Raw genomic sequence first — 21,196 nt, 5'->3', positions numbered from 1 at the left:
CATAGGAGAAGAAAAATGAGTAACTTGTTAGCGTGCGGCTTAAGCGCCGTAATTACTTTGATAGGGATGCCTAGTTTTATCCACTATTTCCGGGCGCGTAATGAAGGACAGATGATCCGGGAAGAAGGCCCAAAGTGGCACCAAAAGAAATCTGGAACGCCCACTATGGGCGGCCTAGTTTTTATCGTGGCGATTATTGTGGCCGCGGTAATTAGTGGCTTAGCATTCCATTTATTAACCACTAACTTAGTAATGCTTTTGTTCGTCCTTTTAGAATTTGGACTGATTGGATGTTGGGATGACAGTATTAAACTGTTAAAACGGCAAAATGAAGGTTTTAAAGCCTGGCAAAAACTGCTCGGTCAAATTATCGGGGGCTTGATTTTTTACTGGGTCATTAAAGAAACCGGCGTAGCATTACAGTTAACGATTCCTGGAATTGGGGTCTGGCATTTAGGTGCCTGGTACGCTCTTTTTGTAATTTTTTGGTTAGTTGGATTTTCAAATGCGGTCAACCTTTCTGATGGATTAGATGGGTTAGTTGCGGGATTATCAACCATCGCGTTCGGAACTTACGCAATTATTGCCGCTAAGCTTGACCAACCTGCAGTAATGCTATTTTGTTTGGCGGTAGTGGGCGCAATGCTTGCTTTCCTTGTGTTTAATCACAAACCAGCAAAGGTGTTCATGGGAGATATGGGCTCCTTGGCGTTAGGTGGCGCACTAGGGGCAGTTTCCATCATTTTGAATCAAGAATTGTCATTACTGTTGGTCGGAATTGTATTTGTATTAGAAACCCTTAGCGTAATTTTACAAGTATTGTCGTTTAAACTAACCGGACACCGAATTTTTAAAATGAGTCCTATTCACCATCATTTTGAGATGTTAGGTTGGAGTGAATGGAAAGTCGACACCGTCTTCTGGTTCGTAGGATTGCTTGGTGCGCTAATTACGTTAATTAGCATTTGGTAGGGAGATTTTAGGATGAAAGCATTAGCAGAGATAAAGGATTTAGCAAATAAGAATATTCTCGTTTTGGGAATGGCAAAGAGCGGAGTTAGTGCCGCTCTTTTGTTGCGTAAACTGAATGCGCACGTACTGGTAAATGATGCAAAAGCGGAACAACCTCAAGAATTGGTTGAGCAGCTTAAACAAGCCAACGTTCAGATGATTTTAGGCAGTCACCCAAAGGACATTTTGGTCCAGCACCACGTTGAATTAATCGTCAAAAACCCTGGAATACCGTATACGAACCCGGTTTTAGTAGCGGCTAAGGAGCAAGATATCCCGATTATTGCTGAACCGGAATTAGCATATCGGGTGATGGACAGCGAATTAATTGGGGTAACCGGCAGTAACGGAAAAACTACCGTAACCACGATGATTCAGTTGATGCTGGACCAACAAAACCACCACGCAGCATACGTGGCTGGAAATATTGGAGTTCCTGCAACCACGGTAGTGCAAAAGGCCACGGCTAACGACCGGGTCGTGATGGAGTTATCTAGTTTTATGCTTGCCGGGATTGACCAATTACACCCCCACATTGCGGTGGTTAATAATATTTTTTCTAACCACTTAGATTGGCATAAGACGCGGGAAAATTACGTTAATGACAAGATGAGGATCACGGAAAACCAAACCAAAGATGATTATTTTGTCATTAACTGGGATAATCCCGAGTGGCAGCAATTGGCGCAACGAACGCATGCCCAAGTTGTGCCATTTTCGCGTCAAGACTTAGTCGAAAATGGGGCCTACGCAAAGAACGGTAAACTATTCTTCAGAGATGAATACATCATGGATGCTAGCGAAATTGGGGTGCCCGGAGATCAAAACGTGGAAAATGCGCTTGCAGCGATTGCCGTAGCTAAGATTGAAGGGGTCGCAAATAAGCATATTAAACAAGTTCTCCAGACTTTTAGCGGAGTAAAGCACCGGATTCAGTACGTAAAAACTTTAGCGGGGCGTCAATTCTACAACGACTCGAAGGCTACCGATATCGAAGCTACACAAGTAGCCTTGAAAGCTTTCCAACGCCCAATTGTCTTGATTGCGGGAGGATTAGACCGGGGAGATGATTACACCCGGCTTGTAGAAGATTTGAAGCCGCACGTTAAGGAAGTAATTGTGAACGGTCAAACCGCTTCCCGGATGAAGGAAGCCGCACAGGCAGCGGGCGTTAAGGTCGTTAAGGATAGCCCGCGGGTTAAGGACTCGGTTGCAATCGCCTTTGAAGATAGCCAACCAGGTGACGTAATTTTACTTTCACCTGCAGCAGCAAGTTGGGATCAGTACAAAACGTTTGAAGAGCGGGGCGACGAATTTATTGCCGCCGTGGAAAATTTATCGAAGGAAAAAGGAGATGTCACTAAATGAGACTGATGGTTTCAGGAGGCGGAACTGGCGGCCACATTTATCCAGCACTTGCCTTAATTAAGCAAGTTCGGGAAGTGGAACCCGATTCAGCAGTGTTGTATGTCGGCACCCATAAGGGTCTGGAAAATAAGATCGTGCCAAATGCCGGAATCGATTTTAAAACGATTAAGATTCAAGGATTCAAACGTTCGCTATCGTTAGAGAATTTCAAAACCGTGGGCTTGTTTTTAAGCAGCGTGGTTAAGGCGCGTAAGATGATTAAAGAATTTAAACCGGACGTAGTGTTAGGAACCGGGGGATACGTCAGCGGGGCGGTGGTGTTTGCCGCCAGCATGATGGGAATTCCAACGGTGATTCACGAGCAAAATAGCGTAGTGGGGGTTACTAATAAATTTTTAAGCAAGTTTGTTAAGAAAATTGCGATTTCTTTTGAGGCTGCTGCGGATCAATTTCCAAAAGACAAGGTTGTCTTGACGGGGAACCCACGGGCGACCGAAGTGGTTAAAATTACGCCCCAATCATTAGATCAATTTGGACTAAAGGATGATGTGCCGACGGTGTTGATTTTCGGTGGCAGCCGGGGAGCAGAAAAAATCAATGAAGTTACCATGCAATCGTTAGGCGAGTTGGCTAAGCGAAACTACCAAACGATCTTTGTTACTGGACGAGTTCATTTTGAAAAGCTAACTAAGGACGTAGATTTGGCCCCTTATAAGGAAAAAGTAGCGGTATTGCCATACATTGCTGACATGCCAGCTATGCTTCCTCGAATGGCCGTGGTTGTAGGTCGCGCAGGCGCAACTAGCTTAGCAGAACTTACTTCATTAGGGATTCCATCAATTCTAATTCCAAGTCCGTACGTGACGAACGATCACCAAACTAAAAATGCCCGTAGTTTAGTTGACCAACACGCTGCGGAAATGATCACGGAAAACGAATTAACTTCTACAACGCTACTAGCTAAGCTAGATGAGTTGATGTTAGATGATCAAAAGCGGAGCCAGATGGCGGAAAATACTAAGAAGTTAGGTCAACCACAAGCGGCGGAAAAATTGTACGATGTTTTGAAGTCAGTGATTAAAGCCTAACGGGTGATGCCAATGAAAAAGAGAAAAGATGATGAAAATCTAACTCCGTGGGCCCGTTATCAAAAGGAACATCAGCAGCTTAACCGGGCAAAAAAACGGTCTAAAGGTGGAAAATTTAAGAACCCGCTTAAAAAGAACTCACCGGGCAATCAACGCAAGCAGCCACCAAAAAAGAAAGTCCACCATCCTTTCCGGATTAGTAAGCCAGTTAAAATTGTCCTAGCTAGTTTCATAGGGGGTCTAATTTTATTAACGGTTTACCTTTGTACCCCGGTTAGCCGAGTTCAATCCATTACCGTACAGGGAAACAAACGGGTTGACAGCAGCCAAGTTATAAAGAAAACTGCAATAAAGAAAAATGACGTAATTCCGGTAGCTTGGTTTACGGAACACAAAGATGAAGCCCAATTGGTTCATGAGTTTCCGGATCTAAAGGACGTCCAAATTTCGGTCTCGTTGTTGGGACACGTTAAAGTTAAGGTTCGAGAAAATGCCGTGATGGGGTATGTGGTACGTAATAAATATTATTACGCGGTTCGGCAAGACGGCACGGTTTCGAAAAAGAGTGCTACCCAACCGGATGGTGATTATCCCGTTTTCCGACAATTCAAAGACAATCAAATTTTAAAACGTTTCTTGAGTGAATATGCGAAACTACCTAACGAAGTCCAAAATGACGTTGCGGAGGTTGACTATACGGCAACTAAAAAAGAACGGCACCAGTTGCATTTTTTCATGAATGACGGTAACGAAGTGTACGCGGTGTTAAATACGTTCGCCAAAAAAATGAAGTATTACCCAGAAATTTCAGCAAGTATGAAAAAAAGGGGAATTGTAGACTTGCAAGTGGGAGCATACTCATACCCACGGAGTCAAGCGGATACTTCGACATCCAGTTCCGCTACGGCGGAAGTCGAGGATGATAAAAGTCAATCGACAACACATGAAAAAAGTTCATCAATTAAGGCGCAGTTGTCAAAGAGCTCATCGGCGAGTTCTTCAAGCAGTAATTCGGTAAGCGATGTTGACTATCAAACCCAGCAACGACGGGCTACGCAAAACAGTGTGACGGATATTTCGTCAACCGACGATGAGAACGCAGACGTCAACTAGGAACACGAAGAATCTTTTTAATCAGCAATAAGTTGAAATATGCTGTAATTTTAGTGGAATTCTGCGTTCTAAATAAAGAATGAATATGGTAAACTAATTAATATATGTGATAAGTATATAAATGAAACAGTTAAACGACTAGGAGGTTCCTTTATTATGGATAATTCAGGAATTTACGTTGGACTGGATATTGGAACCACCTCAATAAAAGTTATTGTTGCTGAATATGTCAAAGGACAAATGAACGTTATTGGTGTGGGAAGAGAGCCCTCGGATGGAGTCAATCGTGGTGTAATCGTTGATATTGACAAAGCAGCGATTGCCATTAAGCGGGCTATTGAAACTGCAGAGCGCAAAGCAAATATTCAAATCCAAGATGTAGTGGCTGGAATTCCAGCTAATTTATTAAGAATCGAACCCGTACGGGGAATGATTGCTATTTCAGATAGCTCACGTGAGATTAATAATCAAGATGTGATTGAAGTTTCTAATGCGGCGTCTGTACATAATTTACCTCCGGAACAAGAAGTAGTAGATGTACTTCCGGATGAGTTTATTGTGGACGGTTTCGACGGTATCAAGGATCCAAGAGGCATGGTAGGGGTTCGCCTAGAGATGAACGGCGGATTGATTACCGGGCCTAAAACAATCATCCATAATTTAAAGAGTGCGGTTCGTCAAGCAGGATTGAACTTAGTGGACATTGTGGTTAATCCGCTAGCACTAGGCAAGACAATCTTAAACGATGGTGAACAAGATTTTGGAACGATTACGTTAGATTTAGGTGCGGGCCAATCCACGGTTGCCGTAATTCATGACCATCACCTTAAATACACCTTTGTGGAACAAGAAGGTGGCCAATTTGTTACCAAAGATATCTCAGTGGTGTTAAATACCTCTTTGGATAACGCGGAACAAATTAAGCAACAGTACGGCTATGCGGTTGCTAGTGAAGCGGGGAAGGAATCGTTCCCGGTTAACGTGGTCGGTCAAAACGAACCGGTTGCGGTTGATGAAGAGTACTTGAGTGAAATTATTGAAGCACGCTTGGAACAAATTTTAACTAATATCAAAAAGCAGTTAGATAAGATTGGTGCACTGGATATGCCAGGCGGAATCGTGATTACTGGTGGAGGGGCAGCCCTTCCTGGAATCGAAAAGTTAGTTGAAAGAATTTTTGAAACTAACGCTAAATTATACGTTCCTGACCAAATGGGATTGCGGCATCCGGCCTTTGCGCAAGCACTAGCCATCCTGAACTATGAAGGACGAATGAGCGATGTCGATATCTTAGCGAAAAATGCGATGGTTTCGAGTGAACGGACGGTCTCGGATACGCCGCAAGAAGACGTAGTGGATGAGAAACCTAAATTCAAACGTGCTCAGGCAACTATAAAGCATCCTGAACCAACGCAAGAACGCTCTAAGCCGGCTGAACGTAATTCATCACCAAAGGCGACATCCAATCGCTTCGATGGAATCAAAAAATGGTTTAGTGATTTCTTTGACTAACATTAACGATGGAGGAATTAAACATGGAATTTTCAATGGATGATAACAAGAGTAAAGGCGCGAACATCAAGGTTATTGGTGTTGGTGGCGGTGGTGGTAACGCCGTAAACCGGATGATTTCTGAAGGAGTCAAAGGGGTACAATTTATCGTTGCTAACACTGACGTGCAAGCTTTACAAGCGTCAAACGCAGACGTAAAAATTCAATTAGGACCGAAACTAACTAAAGGATTAGGTGCTGGATCAACTCCTGAAGTTGGTGCTAAAGCAGCTGAAGAAAGCCAACAAACAATTGCTTCTGCTTTGGAAGGCGCAGATATGATCTTCGTTACTGCCGGCATGGGTGGTGGTACTGGTACCGGTGCTGCTCCAATGGTAGCTAAGATTGCTAAAGAACAAGGTGCCCTCACCGTTGGGGTAGTTACTCGTCCATTTACATTTGAAGGACCAAAGCGTGCGCGCTTTGCTGCTGAAGGGGTAAGTAACCTCAAGGAACACGTTGATACTTTGATTATCATTGCGAATAACCGTTTGCTTGACTTAGTTGACAAGAAGACGCCAATGATGGAAGCATTCAACGAAGCTGACAACGTTTTACGTCAAGGTGTGCAAGGTATTTCCGACCTGATTACTTCTCCAGGTTACGTTAACTTGGACTTTGCGGACGTTAAGACGGTTATGCAAAACCAAGGTTCTGCCTTGATGGGAATTGGTTCAGCGAACGGCGAAAACCGGACCGAAGAAGCTACTAAAAAGGCAATCTCTTCACCATTGCTTGAAACATCAATCGATGGTGCTGAACAAGTCTTGCTTAACATTACTGGTGGTCCAGACCTTTCCTTGTTTGAAGCTCAAGCAGCTTCACAAATCGTTACGGAAGCCGCTAACGATGACGTTAACATCATCTTCGGTACTTCGATTGACGAAGAATTAAAGGACGGTGTTCGGGTAACGGTAATCGCTACTGGAATTGATAAAAAAGCTGGTAGAGCGTCTTTACACCGTCAACCAGCACGCACCTCTTTCGAGAGTCCAAGTAGTGTAAATACTACGAACACAAACAACATTTCAGCCAATACTGAAATGCGCGGGGCTGGTTCGACCGATAACCTTAATAACAATGGAGCAGCTAACAACCAAAATACGCAAGCTGCAAACGATCCATTTGGGGATTGGCAATTACGGCAATCAAATAACTCTAGCAACGTTCGTCCTTCTTCACCAAGTGATGACGAGTTTAAGAACGTTGAAAAGAAAGAGTTTAACGCGTTTAACGATAATAACAATACAAGTTCTGACGACGAATCATTGGATACTCCTCCATTCTTCAAACGTCGTAGAAAATAATTTGTATTTAAATGGGTTTGAGCAGGGCTCAAGCCCATTTATTGCATAATGACAAGAAATGAGTGATTAAAAATAATGATTGCGTTAATTTTTCAATTACTACACTGGGCAATTCAAATTTATATGATGCTGATTTTTATTTGGGTATTAATGTCTTGGCTCCCTGGAGCCTACCAATCGGCCTTTGGACAATGGTTAACCAAAATTTGTCAGCCGTACATGAGTTGGTTTAGGTTTATCCCGCCAATTTTAGGGATCGATTTCTCACCAATTCTTGCATTATTAGTTCTGGAACTATGTTCGAACGGGTTAACCTACATTGAAGCACTGCTATTTGGTGTGACGGTTTATGGATAACGCAATTGGACAACATTTTCGTCCAGAAGAGCAGCCGTTAATTGAAGAGTTTAGCGCGTTAGTACAGGAAGCAAAAGACCAAAATCGGTCCATCTTGACTAATTTCTTGAACCCGCGCCAACAACACATTTTAAGGACCTTAGTTAACCGAGACGAAGAACTAAAATTAGCTTTTGCGGGAGGCTTTGCCAACGCAGAAAATCAACGGGGACTAATTTATCCCGAGTATTTTATTCCTGAAGAAGCAGATTTTTTAGTGAAAGTCCTGGAAATTGATTACCCAGTTAAGTTTGCGGAGCTAGAGCACCGTCAGATTTTAGGAACGCTTGCAAATTCGGGGATTCAGCGCGATACGTTTGGCGATATTGTCCACCAGCACGACCGGTGGCAAGTGGCGACGAATGGTGAGTTGGAAAAATTCTTTTTAAACGAAATTACGCGGATTGGACGTATTAAAGTGCGCTTAAAGCCCGTAGATCAAGCTAACATCTTAAGCCCAATCAATGATTGGGAAAGAATTCAGGTTACGCTAGCTTCGTTGCGTCTTGATTCGGTGGTGGCCACCGCCTTTTCAATCTCACGGCATCGGGCTAAAGAACTAATTGAACACCGGCAAGTGCAATTAAACTGGATGGTTGATGAAAAAGCAGATACAATAATTGCGAGAAATGATGTCATTTCAGTTCGAAAATATGGTAGGATTAAGCTTGTGGAAGTTTTAGGTAAAACAAAAAAAGATAAGCTAAAAACCCAACTAGATTTAATTAAAACTAGGTAGCGATTTACGGAGGTTTTATTCAGATGGCAATTGAACCACAAGATATACAACAAAAACACTTTTCCAATAAAATGCGCGGGTACAATCCCGACGAAGTTGATGAATTTTTAGACGACGTTGCTTTTGAACAACGGCGGCTACAAGATGAGATTGATTCATTACGGCGTCAATTAGCTGAGGCTAAAAGCCGGGTGGAATACTTCGATGAAATGAAGGAATCCCTGAACAAATCCATCATGGTGGCGCAAGACGCTGCTGATAAAGTTAAGATTAGTTCTAAACGAGAAGCGGAATTTACTGCTAAAGAAGCACAAAAAGAAGCCGAAGTAGTGGTTAAAAACGCGCATAAAAAGGCAGACGGCTACATTGGTGAAGCCGCTGGTAAAGCACAAAAGGTAATTGTGGCAACTGACGACCTGAAGAAACAAGCACGCAGTTTCCGGCAAAAACTGGAAGTCCTTCTTGAATCACAATTACAAATGATCAAGGGGCGTGACTGGGATAACTTGTTGAGCTCTGATGAGTTGCTAACGATTGGTGAAATCAAGGAAGCAATGCGGAATAGCGGAGCGCTTGACATCATTCAGGAAAACAGTGTACACTCAGAAGAAGTTGGAAAAATTGATCCGGACACCCCTGCCGTAGAGCCCAAAGAAGATGAGCTAAAAACGGTGGTGGTCTTCCCAGAAGATCAATCCAACGAACAGGGGAAACCCACTGATCAAGGGTTCCACGTAAATCCTAAAAAATAAAACGTAAAAAAAGAAGGACTTCTAACAATTAGCAGTTCAGCGAGCTAACGGTGGTGTGAGGTTAGTCTACTAGTTAGAAGGACAATCACTTTTGAGTGCAACGTTGAATTATTTAGTAGACGTTGTCGGTTTCCACCGTTATTGGAAAATGAGGAGGACGCTTTTAGCGTCCTTGAATTTGGGTGGTACCACGATTGACTTCGTCCCTGGTAGGGATGGAGTCTTTTTTATTGTCTAAAATATTAAAAATGATACTTAGGAAAGCGAGTGATTTTAGTGCGGGTTAAAGATACTTTAAATCTAGGAAAAACCAAGTTCAAAATGCGCGGAAATCTTCCGGTAAACGAAAAAAAGCGCGAAGACGTTTGGTTTGAAAACAAAGTTTATGAACAACGGCAAAAATTAAATGAGGGCAAGCCAAGCTTTGTTCTTCATGACGGACCGCCATACGCCAACGGAAACATTCACATGGGCCACGCGATGAACAAAATTTCGAAGGATATTATCGTACGGTATAAATCAATGAGTGGTTTCCGGAGTCCGTACGTTCCGGGGTGGGATACGCATGGTTTACCGATCGAACAACAATTAACCAAGGAAGGCCACGACCGTAAAAAAATGTCGACGGCTGAATTCCGTAAGTTATGTCGTGACTACGCTTTAAAACAAGTTGATAAGCAACGCGAAGACTTTAAGCGTTTAGGGGTAGCTGCCGAATGGGACAACCCATACTTAACTTTGCAACCATCTTTTGAAGCAGAAGAAATTCGGACTTTTGCTAAAATGGTTGAGTTAGGATTGATTTATCGCGGTAAAAAGCCCGTATTTTGGTCATGGTCTTCCGAATCGGCAATGGCAGAAGCAGAAGTTGAATATCACGACGTTACTTCACCATCTGCTTTTTATGCGGAACGAGTAAGCGACGGTAAGGGGGTCTTGGATCAAGACACTTACTTCGTAGTTTGGACAACGACTCCATGGACCATTCCGGCTTCAGAAGGAATTACCATTGATGCTGGTTTTGATTATTCCGTTGTAAAACCTGCGGGGGATGACCGCAAATTTGTGATTGCTACGGACCGGTTGAGTTACGCTGCCGAACAATTTGGTTGGCAAGACGTTGAAACCATCAAGACGGTTCGCGGGCAAGAGTTAGAAAACATCACGGCGCTCCACCCGTTTGATAGCGATCGCAAGCTAGTGGTTATGTTAGGAGACTTTGTAACCCTAGATTCCGGAACGGGATTAGTTCATACGGCACCTGGCTTTGGGGAAGACGATTTCCGGGTCGGTAAAGAATACGGCCTCGATATTTTTGTACCGGTCGACGATCGTGGTTACCTCACTGCCGAAGCGGGTCCTGATTTTGAAGGGGTCTTCTACGAAGATGCCAATGAAATTGCCTTAGACAAGTTAAAGGCAACTAATGCCTTGCTTAAGCAGATGGATTACACCCATAGTTATCCGTTTGATTGGCGGACTAAGAAGCCAATTATTTTCCGGGCTACGCCACAATGGTTTGCCTCGGTAGACAAAATTCGTGATCAAATTTTGGACGCGCTAAAAGACGTTAAGTTCCTCCCAGAATGGGGTCAAAAACGACTCCATAACATGATCCGGGACCGTGGTGACTGGGTAATTTCTCGTCAACGGGTTTGGGGTGTACCACTACCAATCTTCTATGCTGAAGACGGTACGCCAATCATGAACGGGGAAACGATTGAACACGTTGCGGAACTATTTGAAAAACATGGTTCCGACATCTGGTTTGAATGGGATGCTAAGGACTTGCTACCAGAAGGATACACTAGCGAACATTCACCAAACGGAACGTTTACCAAGGAAACCGATATTATGGACGTTTGGTTCGACTCCGGTTCTTCACATCAAGGAGTTTTGGCAAAACGCGATTACTTGAAGTATCCGGCTGACCTAACTTTGGAAGGTTCCGACCAGTACCGTGGTTGGTTCAACTCTAGTTTGATTACGAGTGTGGCAATGTCGGGTCACGCACCATACAAGCAGATAATTTCGCAAGGCTTTACCCTTGATGGACAGGGACATAAGATGAGTAAGTCCTTAGGCAACACCATCGTTCCCGCAGACATCATTAAGAAGATGGGTGCTGAAATCATTCGGTTATGGGTACTTTCCATCGATTCATCGTCTGACGTGCGGGTTTCACAAGATAACTTTGTAAAGATTTCAGATTCTTACAAGAAGATTCGGAACACAATTCGTTACCTATTAGCAAACACGGCGGACTTTGATCCCCAAGCTAACACCGTAGCTTACGCTGACTTGCAACCAGAAGATCGTTACATGTTAGTCCGGTTTAACGAATTAGTTAAGGAAATTCGGCAAGACTACGACCAATATAATTTCATTGAAATTTACAAGGCGTTGATGAACTACATCATTACGGATCTTTCCGCGTTCTACCTCGATTTTGCGAAGGACGTTGTTTATATTGAACCGGAGGATAGTTTGAAACGTCGGTCAATGCAAACCGTGTTCTACCAAATTTTAGTTGGTTTGACGAAGCTGATGACGCCGGTACTACCACATACGACGGAAGAAATTTGGCAATTCCTCTCCGAACCGGAAGAATTTGTCCAACTTGCTGAAATGCCAGAAGTGCAAGAATTAGCCGGAGCAGCAGACCTGTTGGCTAAGTGGCAAACCGTCAAGAAGTTGCGCGCCCACGTCTTAAAGGCTCTTGAAGAAGCACGGGACCAAAAGATGATCGGTAAATCAATGGAAGCAAAGGCAACCTTGTACCTTGATGAAGCTACTAAGCAAGTTGTTGACGAATTAAACGTCGACTTGCGGTTGATTTTAATCGTTTCGCAATTAGAAGTTCGGGATATCGCGGAAGCTCCTGAAGATGCGGCAAGTTTTGATGGTCAAGTTGCGGTACAAATTGCCCCTGCTGCTGGAGAAGTTTGCGAACGGTGCCGGATGACGAAGACGGACGTTGGTAGTGACGAACACTTCCCAACCTTATGTGCTAGCTGTGCGGCAATCGTTACAAAGTACTATCCTGAAGCAGTTACCGAAGGTTTTGAAGAAAAATAGAGCGTCGTTAGCGATAAAAAGCTGGGTATGATTGGAAAAAATTAACCAGTAACTAACGTGCTAAAATTAGAGGCTGAAAAATTCAGTCTCTTTTTTAATTTACAGAAGTAGTTCTCACGATTATGATGGTATTAAATAATAAAAGGAGTGGGCAATTTGGAAACTGGTACGGTAACGAGTTTTGATAAAACCAAGGGGTACGGCTTCATCAAACTTGACGATGGGGAGCAAGCCTTTGTACATTACAGTGCGGTGCAATCCGACGATTTTAAAACTTTAGATGAAAACGAAGTCGTCCAACTAATGGTGGCTGAGGGTCCCAAAGGGTTGGTGGCTGTAAAAGTATTTCGTAAGGGAGAACAGGAGTAATGGATTTAGAAGAAAAAGTAGTTAAGTCAGTTTCCCGTTATAAGGGAGAAATTGTTGACGTCTACCAACAAACGGTAGAGTTACCGGATGGCACGTTAGCTAATCGAGACGTAGTCAAACACCAAGACGCAATTGCAATCTTGGCGTTGACTACGGATGGCAAAGCCCTTTTTGAAAAGCAGTGGCGGGCGCCAGTAGCTAAACCAACGATTGAAATTCCCGCTGGCAAAGTGGAACCTGGAGAAGACTTTTTGGAAACTGCTAAGCGAGAATTAAACGAAGAAACGGGCTACGCTGCCGGAAAGATCGAAAAAATGGTCGGCTTTTATTCCGCGCCAGGCTTTACGGACGAATACATGACGGTTTATAAAGCGACGGATTTAAAACCGGTGGAAGATAAATTACCGCGGGACCAAGGTGAAAACTTAAAAGTTTTTGAACTTTCACTATCCGAAGCGCTAAAAGCAATCGAAGACGGTAAAATTGAAGATGCAAAAACGGTGCTTGCAATTTATCATTGGCAGGCGACCACAAAGTAGGTGATTTTTTGGACGAAAAGAATCAAACCCGTGCGGAATACCAGAAAAAAATTCACGCACAAAAGGCGTCGGAGGAAACTTCTACAAGTGAAGATTCTAAAAATGAATCACGGTTACGGACGAGTCGTGAACAGCGGTTTAGTACCGATGAAATCGCTGAAGAAAAAAGTCGCGCTTTAGCAAAGAAACTCAACATTGCGATTGCCCTTTTAGCGGTCGGAATTGTATTAGTATTTCTCGTTTTATTTTTTATAGGATAGGTGGAAAAGAAGATGAAGTATGGCGTAATTTGCGCAATGGAAGAAGAAATTAAAGCACTTAAGGAAAATCTTGAGTTAACTAAACAAACGGATATTAACGGGGTCATTTTTTACGAAGGGCGTATTGAAGATGTCGAAGTTGTGCTAGTCCGCTCCGGAATTGGCAAAGTTGAAGCCGGGATTACTGCCGCAATTTTGATTACTAATTTTAAGGTGGATGCGTTAATTCATTCCGGTTCCGCTGGTGGAATTGGGCAAGGACTTGCGGTCGGCGACGTGGTGCTTTCTTCGGAAGTTGCTTATCATGACGTTGACGCTACCGCATTTGGGTATGCTTATGGTCAATTGCCAGAACAGGACGTTGCGCGTTATGCGGCGGATCCAGCGCTAATAGAAAAGTTTAAACAAGCAGCTCAGGATACTAACCTCAACGTGAAAACTGGATTAATCGTCACCGGTGACCAATTTATTGCGAGCCAAGAAAAGGTTCAAGCAATTTTAGGTCATTTTCCCGATGCGTTATGTTGTGAAATGGAGGGGGCAGCCATTGGACAAGTTGCCCATCAGTTCCGTAAACCCTTTATCGTGGTTCGGACAATGTCTGACACCGGGGATGACGAAGCGGGAGTATCCTTTGACGAATTTATCATTGAAGCAGGGAAACGTTCTGCTAACATGTTAATTGATTTATTTAAGATGGAAGGGAAGCAAGCGTGAAACAAGTATATTTAGATAATGCGGCGACTACACCGACTGCTCCTGAAGTAGTGGATGTCATTGCTGACCAACTTAAAAATAACTGGGGGAATGCCTCTAGCTTACACGGCTTTGGTCGACAAGCACGGGCCCAATTGGATGAAGCACGGCACGTGATCGCCCAAAGCATTAATACCAACGACGATGAAATAATCTTTACCAGCGGGGGGACCGAAAGCAATAATACGGCCATTACGCAGGTGGCTTTACGCAACCGCAAGCTTGGTAAACGGGTCATCACTACTAAGATTGAACATCCGTCCGTACTAAAGCCAATGGCTCATTTAGAGGAAATGGGCTTTGACGTAGTTTATTTAGACGTTAACGAAGACGGGGTAATTAGCTTAGATCAGTTTAAAGAAGTCCTAGACGACCAAACCATCTTAGTTAGCATTATGATGGGGAACAACGAAGTGGGAAGCCGGATGCCGATCCATGAAATTGGCGAAATTTTAAAGGATCATCAAGCAGTTTTCCATACCGATGCGGTTCAAGCTTACGGTTTGTTAGATATTGACGTGAAGCGAGACCATATCGACCTCTTGTCCACGTCGGCACATAAGCTCAACGGTCCTAAAATGACTGGTTTTCTATACAAAAACGAAGCGGTTAACTTTGATAGTTTTGTCCGCGGCGGTGAACAAGAAGATAAACGCCGTGCTGGTACGGAAAACGTTGCTAACCTAGCCGGGTTTGCTAAGGCAGTAAGTTTGCTGGATGAGCAGACTAAAGCTGACTTGCAAAAACGCTATGCCGGTTTCAAGCAACAAATTATCCAGCAGCTCAAAGACCATGACGTTGATTTTGCAATTAATGGCTCACTTTCGCCAGACAATTTGCAACACGTCTTTAACATCTGGTTGAAGGGAATGTCGACCTACGTGATGCAAACTAATTTGGATTTAGCCGGGGTAGCTATATCCGGTGGTTCAGCTTGCACGGCGGGGAGTCTGGAACCTTCCCACGTACTCACGGCGATGTACGGGGCCGATTCGCCACGAATTGGGGAATCGATTCGAATTAGCTTTGGTAAAAACACCACTGCGGAAGACGTTGACTATTTGTGTGAGCAAATCATTGCTATCGAAGAGCGCTTAAAGCACTTAAAACAAAAGTAAGGAGATGCAGGCATGGCATTTACTAAAGAAGTTACCATTGCTGGGGACCCCCACGTCTACCGGCTTAGCGAAAACTTGAAACGTTATACGTTAACTGACTTAGGATTCACCACTAAAAACAACGGAACCTTTATTTTGGAACGGTCATTGGATGCCACTTCACCGTACAACCAGGGCATCAAGTTAAAAATAATGATCAAACCTGATTTTTCAGCATTTAAAATGAGCACGGTGACCGCTAACGGAATGCAAAAAGCAAACATCTTCAAGCGCGAACAGGACCAACCCTTAGTGGAACAATATCACTTCATTATTGACCAACTATTGGAACGGGAAGTCCTCGTGCAAGAATAATTTTTACTAACTTTTTGTTAACGGTGGAATTTCAGAATTGATTGTTATAGAATGTAATTTACTGGATTTATTGCGACCTTCAATCGTAAGATTCTCCAGAATCTCTAGAAATGATGGTGATATATAATGACAGACAACAGCAAGACGCGTGTTGTAGTCGGGATGAGCGGCGGTGTCGACTCATCTGTAGTAGCTTATTTGCTTAAAAAGCAGGGCTATGACGTCGTTGGGGTGTTCATGAAAAATTGGGACGACACTGACGAAAATGGGTACTGTACTGCTACCGAGGATTACAAGGATGTGGCTAAGGTAGCCGCTAAGATTGGGATTCCTTATTATTCCGTTAACTTTGAGAAGGAATATTGGGACCGGGTCTTTACCTACTTCCTAGACGAGTACAAGAAGGGCCGGACGCCTAATCCCGACGTAATTTGCAATAACGAGATTAAGTTTAAGGCTTTCCTAGACTACGCAATTAGTTTAGGGGCTGATTACGTAGCAACTGGCCACTACGCACAAGTAGAGCGTGATGAAAATGGTCACCAACACCTTTTACGGGCTACGGACAGCAATAAAGATCAAACTTACTTCTTAAGCCAACTTAGTGCTGAACAGCTTGACCGGGTGATGTTCCCATTGGGCGGCATGGTTAAGCCAGAAGTCCGCGCAATCGCTAAGGAAGCTGGTTTGGCGGTTTACGATAAGAAAGATTCGGTTGGAATCTGCTTTATTGGTGAGAAAAATTTCCGTGAGTTCTTAAGCAATTACCTTCCTGCAAAGCCAGGCAAGATGATGACTCTTGATGGCGAAGTTAAGGGCGAGCACGCTGGTTTGATGTACTACACCATTGGTCAGCGTCGCGGACTTGGAATTGGTGGCGGTTCTAAGAACAACGAGCCGTGGTTCGTGGTTGGTAAGGACCTTTCCAAGAATATCCTATACGTTGGTCAAGGATTTGATAATCCGCACCTTTACGCTGCTAGCTTGGACGCTTCCGATATGCATTTTGTAAACCGGTTGGGTGAAGAGCGTGGCCATGATTTCCGTTGCACAGCGAAGTTCCGTTATCGTGCTAAGGATGTCCCGGTAACGGTGCATTTCAACGACGATTTCTCTAAGGTTACCGTTGATTTTGACGAGCCTGCTCGGGCAATTACTCCAGGCCAAGCCCTTGTGCTTTACGATGGTGAGGAGTGCATTGGTGGCGGAATTATTGATGCTGCCTATAGTGAGAGCAAGCAACAGTTACAATACGTTTAAAAGTAAAATTACTAACTTTTACGTGTTGGGCAATCCTAATTTAGCTATAGTAACCGTCAGCGCGTTAAAACGCGTGGCGGTGTCAAAAAGAATACTAAACAAGGCTAGGAAAAATTTTTCCCTAGCCTTTTTCTTTGCGGCGAAAAGGCTCGCGTTACTATTACCAATCTAGCGTTTAATGTTAAAATAGTGGGTAAACACATTGATAAAGGGACGAGAGATTTGACAAAATTATATTTTGTAAGACATGGAAAGACCGAATGGAATTTAGAGGGCCGTTACCAAGGAGCAAAGGGCGACTCACCATTGTTAAAAGAAAGCTATGCGGAAATTAAACAATTGGCCGCTTTTTTAGCTCCCCAAAATTTTCAACATATCTACGCTAGCCCATTGCGAAGAGCGCGGGTAACGGCGACGACGTTGCAACACGAATTGGACGAATTACAAGGACATCCGATTCCATTAACGATCCTCAGCCGGTTACGAGAATTTGACTTGGGAATTATGGAAGGAAGGAAGTTCGTCGACGTAGAAAGGGAGTTTGCCGAAGAAGTAGATGCCTTCCGGAACCACCCCGATCGCTATTTTCCCGCACGAATTAAGGGAGAAACTTTTCAGCACCTGATTGAACGAATGCGCCCAGCAATTTTGCGAATCTGCGAAGCGAATCCTGGCGACGATGATCAGGTAATTATTGTAAGCCATGGGGCAGCGTTAAATGCGATTATTAACGCACTATTGGAAGTTCCGTTGGCCGACTTGCGAAAACGGGGTGGGCTTGCTAATACCAGTACCACCATTTTGGAAACCCGGGACCTGGGGAAGACTTACCAGCTCCTGGATTGGAACGATACCAGCTACTTAACTAAAAAAACTGATCCTACGGATGTAATTTAAGGTGAAAAGATGACGGAAAAAGACGAAAAGCAAAATTTAGTTCATGAATTGATTCAAAAAATTGACCAGGATCCCCACGAGGCCCAAAACTATTATGCTTTGGCCACGGTCTTGGTAAACCAGCAAAGCTTTGACCAGGCTGAAGAACTTCTGGTGAAGGCGCGGGGGCTTTTTGACGACCAAGCGAGCCGAGATTTACTAACTTACGGATTAGGTAACGTTTATTACGCGGCGGGACTTTATGAACGGGCTAATACCACTTTTCAAACCGTTAAAGACCCCCAGTATCGCCACGACGCTAATTTAATGATTGCACAAGGGTATTTTGCACAAAGTCAGTATAAGCTAGCCTTTGCGTTTGCACTGACCGCTTTAGAGCAGCATCAACAAGATCCAGAAACTAACGAGTTGCTAGGAGATATTAATTTAGCAATGGGGGAAGCCGAGGCGGCCCAAAAATATTATGACGTGGCGTTAAAAAATAAAGATACCGCGAAATTATTATTTAACCGGGGAGTGGTCGAGATGACCTTAACCAAGAAACCGGATAACGATTACTTTGTAAGGGCAAAGCAACGGGATCCCGAATTCTTTGCAAAAGCAAAGCAGCGATTAGTTGACATTGATAAGTTATTGCATTCGTCAAAGGAAGCGGATTAATGGCAGTTGAAAAATTAAACCTTTTTGATGATGAAGATTCGGCGACGGTGCCGCAAAAGAAGAACGTCCCGAAGAATAAAGTGGTGGAGTTAACTGGTACGGTTAACGCCGTCTTTTTTGAGAGTCCCACTAGCTTATTTAAGGTAGTTCTGATTGACGTGGTTGACCAAGATTTTGACTGGCATGAGCCCCAAATTGTGGTAACTGGCAACATGGCCGAAGTCCAAGAGGGTGCTAAGTACCAATTCAAAGGTAAATTAGTGGAACATCCTAAGTACGGAACGCAGATTCAACTAAGTCAGGCCAGCCGGTTGGGGCCGGATACCAAGGAAGGGCTGGTGGAATACTTTGCTAGCTCGCAATTCAAAGGGATTGGCAAAAAGACTGCGGAAAAGATCGTTAGACAACTAGGGATGGACGCCATCGAAGTAATCAAGGACAACGCCCAAGTTTTAAGGGATATTGGTTTATCCAGTGCGCAGGCAGACGTAATTGAAACGGTACTGGCAGAATCCAACGGGATGGAAAAAATCTTAATCAAATTAGCCGATTTGGGAATTTCGGGAAAGACTGCGGATAACGTAATTGCCAAATATCGCGAAGATACTTTGAAAATTATCGAAGAAAACCCCTACCAATTAGCGAACGATATTGAAAATATTGGCTTTAAACGGGTTGATGCGATTGGACGCCAACTCAACTTTCCTGCTGATTTTCCGGGGCGGTTACAAAGTGGGATTTTAGCGACAATTCAAGAATGGTGTAACAGCACCGGAGACACCTACGTGGTTGCGGAAACCATGCTACAAAGAACGCAGCAATTATTGGGAGGCGACATTAGCGCCGAACAGATTGCTGAGCAAGTGTTAGAGCTAGGCAAACAGGGACGGGTCGTTGGCGAAAATGGCCAGATTTACTTAAAATGGCTCTATCAGGCTGAAGAAGCAATTAGTTATCAACTCCAGCATCTACTTAAAAATCCGCCAAAAGTCAACGAAAAGGCGGTCGATAAGGCAATTAAGCGGGCAGAAAAGAACCTCGCTTTGGAGTATGATGAGACCCAAAATGCCGCAATTAAAATGGCTCTGTCACATGGAATTACCATCGTTACCGGGGGACCGGGAACTGGTAAAACCACCATTGTAAAGGGGTTAATCAATAGCTTTGCGGAATTACACGATTTAGACCTGGATCCTAACGCGAATACGGAACAGGATTACCCCATTCAATTAGCTGCGCCAACTGGCCGGGCTGCTAAGCGACTGAGTGAGGTTACGGGGATTCCCGCTAAAACCATTCACCGGTTGTTAGGATTAAACGGAAATGATGATTTACATGACGAACAAATTCAGGAACTGAGTGGTTCACTTCTCGTTGTTGACGAAATGTCCATGGTGGATACGGGATTGTTCAACACCTTGATTTCGGCCATTAACGCTGAAATGCAAGTTGTTTTAGTTGGTGATAAGGATCAGTTGCCTTCGGTGGGACCGGGACAAGTTTTCAGCGACTTAATCCGCAGTCAAAAGATACCCACGATTTCGTTAACGAAGATTTATCGGCAAGAACAAGATTCTTCTATTATTCAGCTGGCTCATAGTATTCAAAATGGAAAGCTGCCGGAACATTTTACCGAAAATCGACCTGATAAATCCTTCATTAAAGCAACCGCCTACCAGGTTGCGGATGCAATTGATCAAATTGCTCAACGGGCAGTTGCACGCGGATTATCCAAAAATGATCTGCAAGTTTTAGCACCGATGTACCGGGGTGCAGCGGGAATCGATGAAATTAACCGGCATTTACAAAAAGTACTTAATCCACCGCAAACCGACCATCCGAAGTATCTTGAAGCAAATCATCAGCAATTTCGGATTGGCGATAAAGTTTTACAATTAGTCAATGCTCCCGAAAACAACATTTTTAACGGGGACATGGGCGAAGTTACCGGAATTGTTACCGAAAAAGCTGGTAAGGGGCACGCACAATTAATCGTGGATTATGACGGTAATGAAGTCACGTACGGAAAAAATGATTTAAATCAACTAACGCTGGCGTATTGCGTTTCGATTCATAAATCCCAGGGTAGTGAATTTCCGGTCGTGATTTTGCCCATGGTACGACAGTATTACCGAATGTTACAACGCAACCTGTTGTACACGGGACTGACCCGCGCGGCAAGTTCGATTATCCTTTTAGGAGAAGTGGATGCTTACCAACGGGCGGTAGAAAATGAATCGGCTAACCGACAAACTGGGTTAGTTAAGCGACTTAACCCCCAAGTTTCGACAACGAACGTTCAGCCAACAACGCAAGACGTTAAAGAACCAAGCAAAGAAGTTGGGGAGGCTAAAAATGATGATGTTCAAGCAGCTTCGGTTCCGGCGACGGCGACGGAGAACAATGTCGATAATGAGCCAACAATTTTAACTAACCAGTTAATTGAAACTGGCCAAATTGACCCCATGATTGGGATGGCCGGGGTGACTCCCCGTGATTTTCTTTAAGTAGTTGTTGAAGTCGGTAGCTAAAGGTGGCTATAATAGCGGTAGATAAAAATTGGAGGTTTAGCCGTGGAAA

General features: G+C 43.8%; 20 protein-coding genes and 1 other annotated feature. All 20 genes read left to right on the top strand.

The features are described 5' to 3' along the window. The first annotated feature begins 15 nt into the window (after nt 1-15). The gene (gene mraY / locus NYR25_05845; protein UWF33126.1) at nt 16-972 is read left to right on the top strand and encodes a phospho-N-acetylmuramoyl-pentapeptide-transferase; all 957 of its coding nucleotides are present in this window, start codon (nt 16-18) and stop codon (nt 970-972) included. Nucleotides 973-984: 12 nt separating this feature from the next. Next, nucleotides 985-2,379 (top strand): UDP-N-acetylmuramoyl-L-alanine--D-glutamate ligase, encoded by a 1,395-nt coding sequence (gene murD, locus NYR25_05840; protein UWF33125.1) that lies wholly within the window; start codon nt 985-987, stop codon nt 2,377-2,379. Further along, complete coding sequence (murG, locus tag NYR25_05835) at nt 2,376-3,467, top strand: undecaprenyldiphospho-muramoylpentapeptide beta-N-acetylglucosaminyltransferase (protein UWF33124.1); 1,092 nt, start codon at nt 2,376-2,378, stop codon at nt 3,465-3,467. Before murD ends, murG begins: the two co-directional genes overlap by 4 nt. A gap of 12 nt (nt 3,468-3,479) precedes the next feature. Continuing rightward, nucleotides 3,480-4,580: a cell division protein FtsQ/DivIB gene (locus tag NYR25_05830; GenBank protein UWF33123.1), complete on the top strand. Its 1,101-nt coding sequence runs from the start codon at nt 3,480-3,482 to the stop codon at nt 4,578-4,580. 156 nt (nt 4,581-4,736) lie between these two features. Continuing rightward, nucleotides 4,737-6,092, top strand: coding sequence for a cell division protein FtsA (gene ftsA / locus NYR25_05825; GenBank protein UWF33122.1), 1,356 nt, complete (start codon nt 4,737-4,739; stop codon nt 6,090-6,092). A gap of 23 nt (nt 6,093-6,115) precedes the next feature. Then, complete coding sequence (ftsZ, locus tag NYR25_05820; GenBank protein ID UWF33121.1) at nt 6,116-7,438, top strand: cell division protein FtsZ; 1,323 nt, start codon at nt 6,116-6,118, stop codon at nt 7,436-7,438. A 75-nt stretch (nt 7,439-7,513) separates the two neighbouring features. Next, a complete protein-coding gene (locus NYR25_05815) occupies nt 7,514-7,795 on the top strand; it encodes a YggT family protein (protein UWF33120.1) in 282 nt (93 codons plus the stop codon). Then, on the top strand, nt 7,788-8,573 hold the full coding sequence (locus tag NYR25_05810) for a YlmH/Sll1252 family protein (protein ID UWF33119.1): 786 nt from the start codon (nt 7,788-7,790) through the stop codon (nt 8,571-8,573). The genes NYR25_05815 and NYR25_05810 overlap by 8 nt, the downstream gene beginning before the upstream one ends. Nucleotides 8,574-8,596: 23 nt before the next feature. After that, nucleotides 8,597-9,325 carry a DivIVA domain-containing protein gene (locus NYR25_05805; protein UWF33118.1) on the top strand — a complete coding sequence of 243 codons (729 nt, stop codon included), beginning with the start codon at nt 8,597-8,599 and terminating at the stop codon, nt 9,323-9,325. After that, nucleotides 9,321-9,536 (top strand) — a binding site (T-box leader). It overlaps the preceding gene by 5 nt. 65 nt (nt 9,537-9,601) lie before the next feature. Then, the gene (gene ileS / locus NYR25_05800) at nt 9,602-12,403 is read left to right on the top strand and encodes an isoleucine--tRNA ligase (GenBank protein UWF33117.1); all 2,802 of its coding nucleotides are present in this window, start codon (nt 9,602-9,604) and stop codon (nt 12,401-12,403) included. Nucleotides 12,404-12,550: 147 nt separating this feature from the next. Further along, complete coding sequence (locus NYR25_05795) at nt 12,551-12,772, top strand: cold shock domain-containing protein (GenBank protein UWF33116.1); 222 nt, start codon at nt 12,551-12,553, stop codon at nt 12,770-12,772. Next, complete coding sequence (locus NYR25_05790) at nt 12,772-13,311, top strand: NUDIX hydrolase (GenBank protein UWF33115.1); 540 nt, start codon at nt 12,772-12,774, stop codon at nt 13,309-13,311. The genes NYR25_05795 and NYR25_05790 overlap by 1 nt, the downstream gene beginning before the upstream one ends. Nucleotides 13,312-13,319: 8 nt before the next feature. After that, entirely contained in the window at nt 13,320-13,571 is a 252-nt protein-coding gene (locus NYR25_05785) for a hypothetical protein (GenBank protein ID UWF33114.1), read from the top strand. Nucleotides 13,572-13,583: 12 nt separating this feature from the next. Then, nucleotides 13,584-14,288, top strand: a complete 705-nt coding sequence (locus NYR25_05780; GenBank protein ID UWF33113.1) for a 5'-methylthioadenosine/adenosylhomocysteine nucleosidase — start codon at nt 13,584-13,586, stop codon at nt 14,286-14,288. Continuing rightward, nucleotides 14,285-15,445 carry a cysteine desulfurase gene (locus tag NYR25_05775; GenBank protein ID UWF33112.1) on the top strand — a complete coding sequence of 387 codons (1,161 nt, stop codon included), beginning with the start codon at nt 14,285-14,287 and terminating at the stop codon, nt 15,443-15,445. Before NYR25_05780 ends, NYR25_05775 begins: the two co-directional genes overlap by 4 nt. 12 nt (nt 15,446-15,457) lie before the next feature. Continuing rightward, the gene (locus tag NYR25_05770) at nt 15,458-15,799 is read left to right on the top strand and encodes a DUF1831 domain-containing protein (protein UWF33111.1); all 342 of its coding nucleotides are present in this window, start codon (nt 15,458-15,460) and stop codon (nt 15,797-15,799) included. A gap of 126 nt (nt 15,800-15,925) precedes the next feature. Continuing rightward, nucleotides 15,926-17,059, top strand: coding sequence for a tRNA 2-thiouridine(34) synthase MnmA (gene mnmA, locus NYR25_05765; protein UWF33110.1), 1,134 nt, complete (start codon nt 15,926-15,928; stop codon nt 17,057-17,059). Between the two features lie 222 nt (nt 17,060-17,281). Further along, nucleotides 17,282-17,956 carry a histidine phosphatase family protein gene (locus NYR25_05760; protein ID UWF33109.1) on the top strand — a complete coding sequence of 225 codons (675 nt, stop codon included), beginning with the start codon at nt 17,282-17,284 and terminating at the stop codon, nt 17,954-17,956. A 9-nt stretch (nt 17,957-17,965) separates the two neighbouring features. Continuing rightward, nucleotides 17,966-18,616 carry a tetratricopeptide repeat protein gene (locus NYR25_05755; GenBank protein UWF33108.1) on the top strand — a complete coding sequence of 217 codons (651 nt, stop codon included), beginning with the start codon at nt 17,966-17,968 and terminating at the stop codon, nt 18,614-18,616. Next, entirely contained in the window at nt 18,616-21,123 is a 2,508-nt protein-coding gene (locus NYR25_05750; protein UWF33107.1) for an ATP-dependent RecD-like DNA helicase, read from the top strand. Before NYR25_05755 ends, NYR25_05750 begins: the two co-directional genes overlap by 1 nt. Nucleotides 21,124-21,196: the final 73 nt, after the last annotated feature.

The sequence above is a fragment of the Pediococcus acidilactici genome (genome assembly GCA_024970065.1).
Taxonomy (GTDB): Bacteria; Bacillota; Bacilli; order Lactobacillales; family Lactobacillaceae; genus Pediococcus; species Pediococcus acidilactici_A.
Note: the sequence above shows the minus strand (reverse complement) of the source record. Positions and strands in the feature narration are given on the sequence as shown.

Excerpts from the sequence above, each read along its gene's own strand:
- NYR25_05770 (UWF33111.1), top strand. The coding sequence starts at position 15,458 with ATGGCATTTACTAAAGAAGTTACCATTGCTGGGGACCCCCACGTCTAC.
- NYR25_05755 (UWF33108.1), top strand. The coding sequence starts at position 17,966 with ATGACGGAAAAAGACGAAAAGCAAAATTTAGTTCATGAATTGATTCAA.
- murG (UWF33124.1), top strand. The coding sequence starts at position 2,376 with ATGAGACTGATGGTTTCAGGAGGCGGAACTGGCGGCCACATTTATCCA.
- murD (UWF33125.1), top strand. The coding sequence starts at position 985 with ATGAAAGCATTAGCAGAGATAAAGGATTTAGCAAATAAGAATATTCTC.
- NYR25_05830 (UWF33123.1), top strand. The coding sequence starts at position 3,480 with ATGAAAAAGAGAAAAGATGATGAAAATCTAACTCCGTGGGCCCGTTAT.
- NYR25_05810 (UWF33119.1), top strand. The coding sequence starts at position 7,788 with ATGGATAACGCAATTGGACAACATTTTCGTCCAGAAGAGCAGCCGTTA.
- mnmA (UWF33110.1), top strand. The coding sequence starts at position 15,926 with ATGACAGACAACAGCAAGACGCGTGTTGTAGTCGGGATGAGCGGCGGT.
- ftsA (UWF33122.1), top strand. The coding sequence starts at position 4,737 with ATGGATAATTCAGGAATTTACGTTGGACTGGATATTGGAACCACCTCA.
- NYR25_05815 (UWF33120.1), top strand. The coding sequence starts at position 7,514 with ATGATTGCGTTAATTTTTCAATTACTACACTGGGCAATTCAAATTTAT.
- NYR25_05780 (UWF33113.1), top strand. The coding sequence starts at position 13,584 with ATGAAGTATGGCGTAATTTGCGCAATGGAAGAAGAAATTAAAGCACTT.
- NYR25_05805 (UWF33118.1), top strand. The coding sequence starts at position 8,597 with ATGGCAATTGAACCACAAGATATACAACAAAAACACTTTTCCAATAAA.
- mraY (UWF33126.1), top strand. The coding sequence starts at position 16 with ATGAGTAACTTGTTAGCGTGCGGCTTAAGCGCCGTAATTACTTTGATA.
- ftsZ (UWF33121.1), top strand. The coding sequence starts at position 6,116 with ATGGAATTTTCAATGGATGATAACAAGAGTAAAGGCGCGAACATCAAG.
- NYR25_05790 (UWF33115.1), top strand. The coding sequence starts at position 12,772 with ATGGATTTAGAAGAAAAAGTAGTTAAGTCAGTTTCCCGTTATAAGGGA.
- NYR25_05750 (UWF33107.1), top strand. The coding sequence starts at position 18,616 with ATGGCAGTTGAAAAATTAAACCTTTTTGATGATGAAGATTCGGCGACG.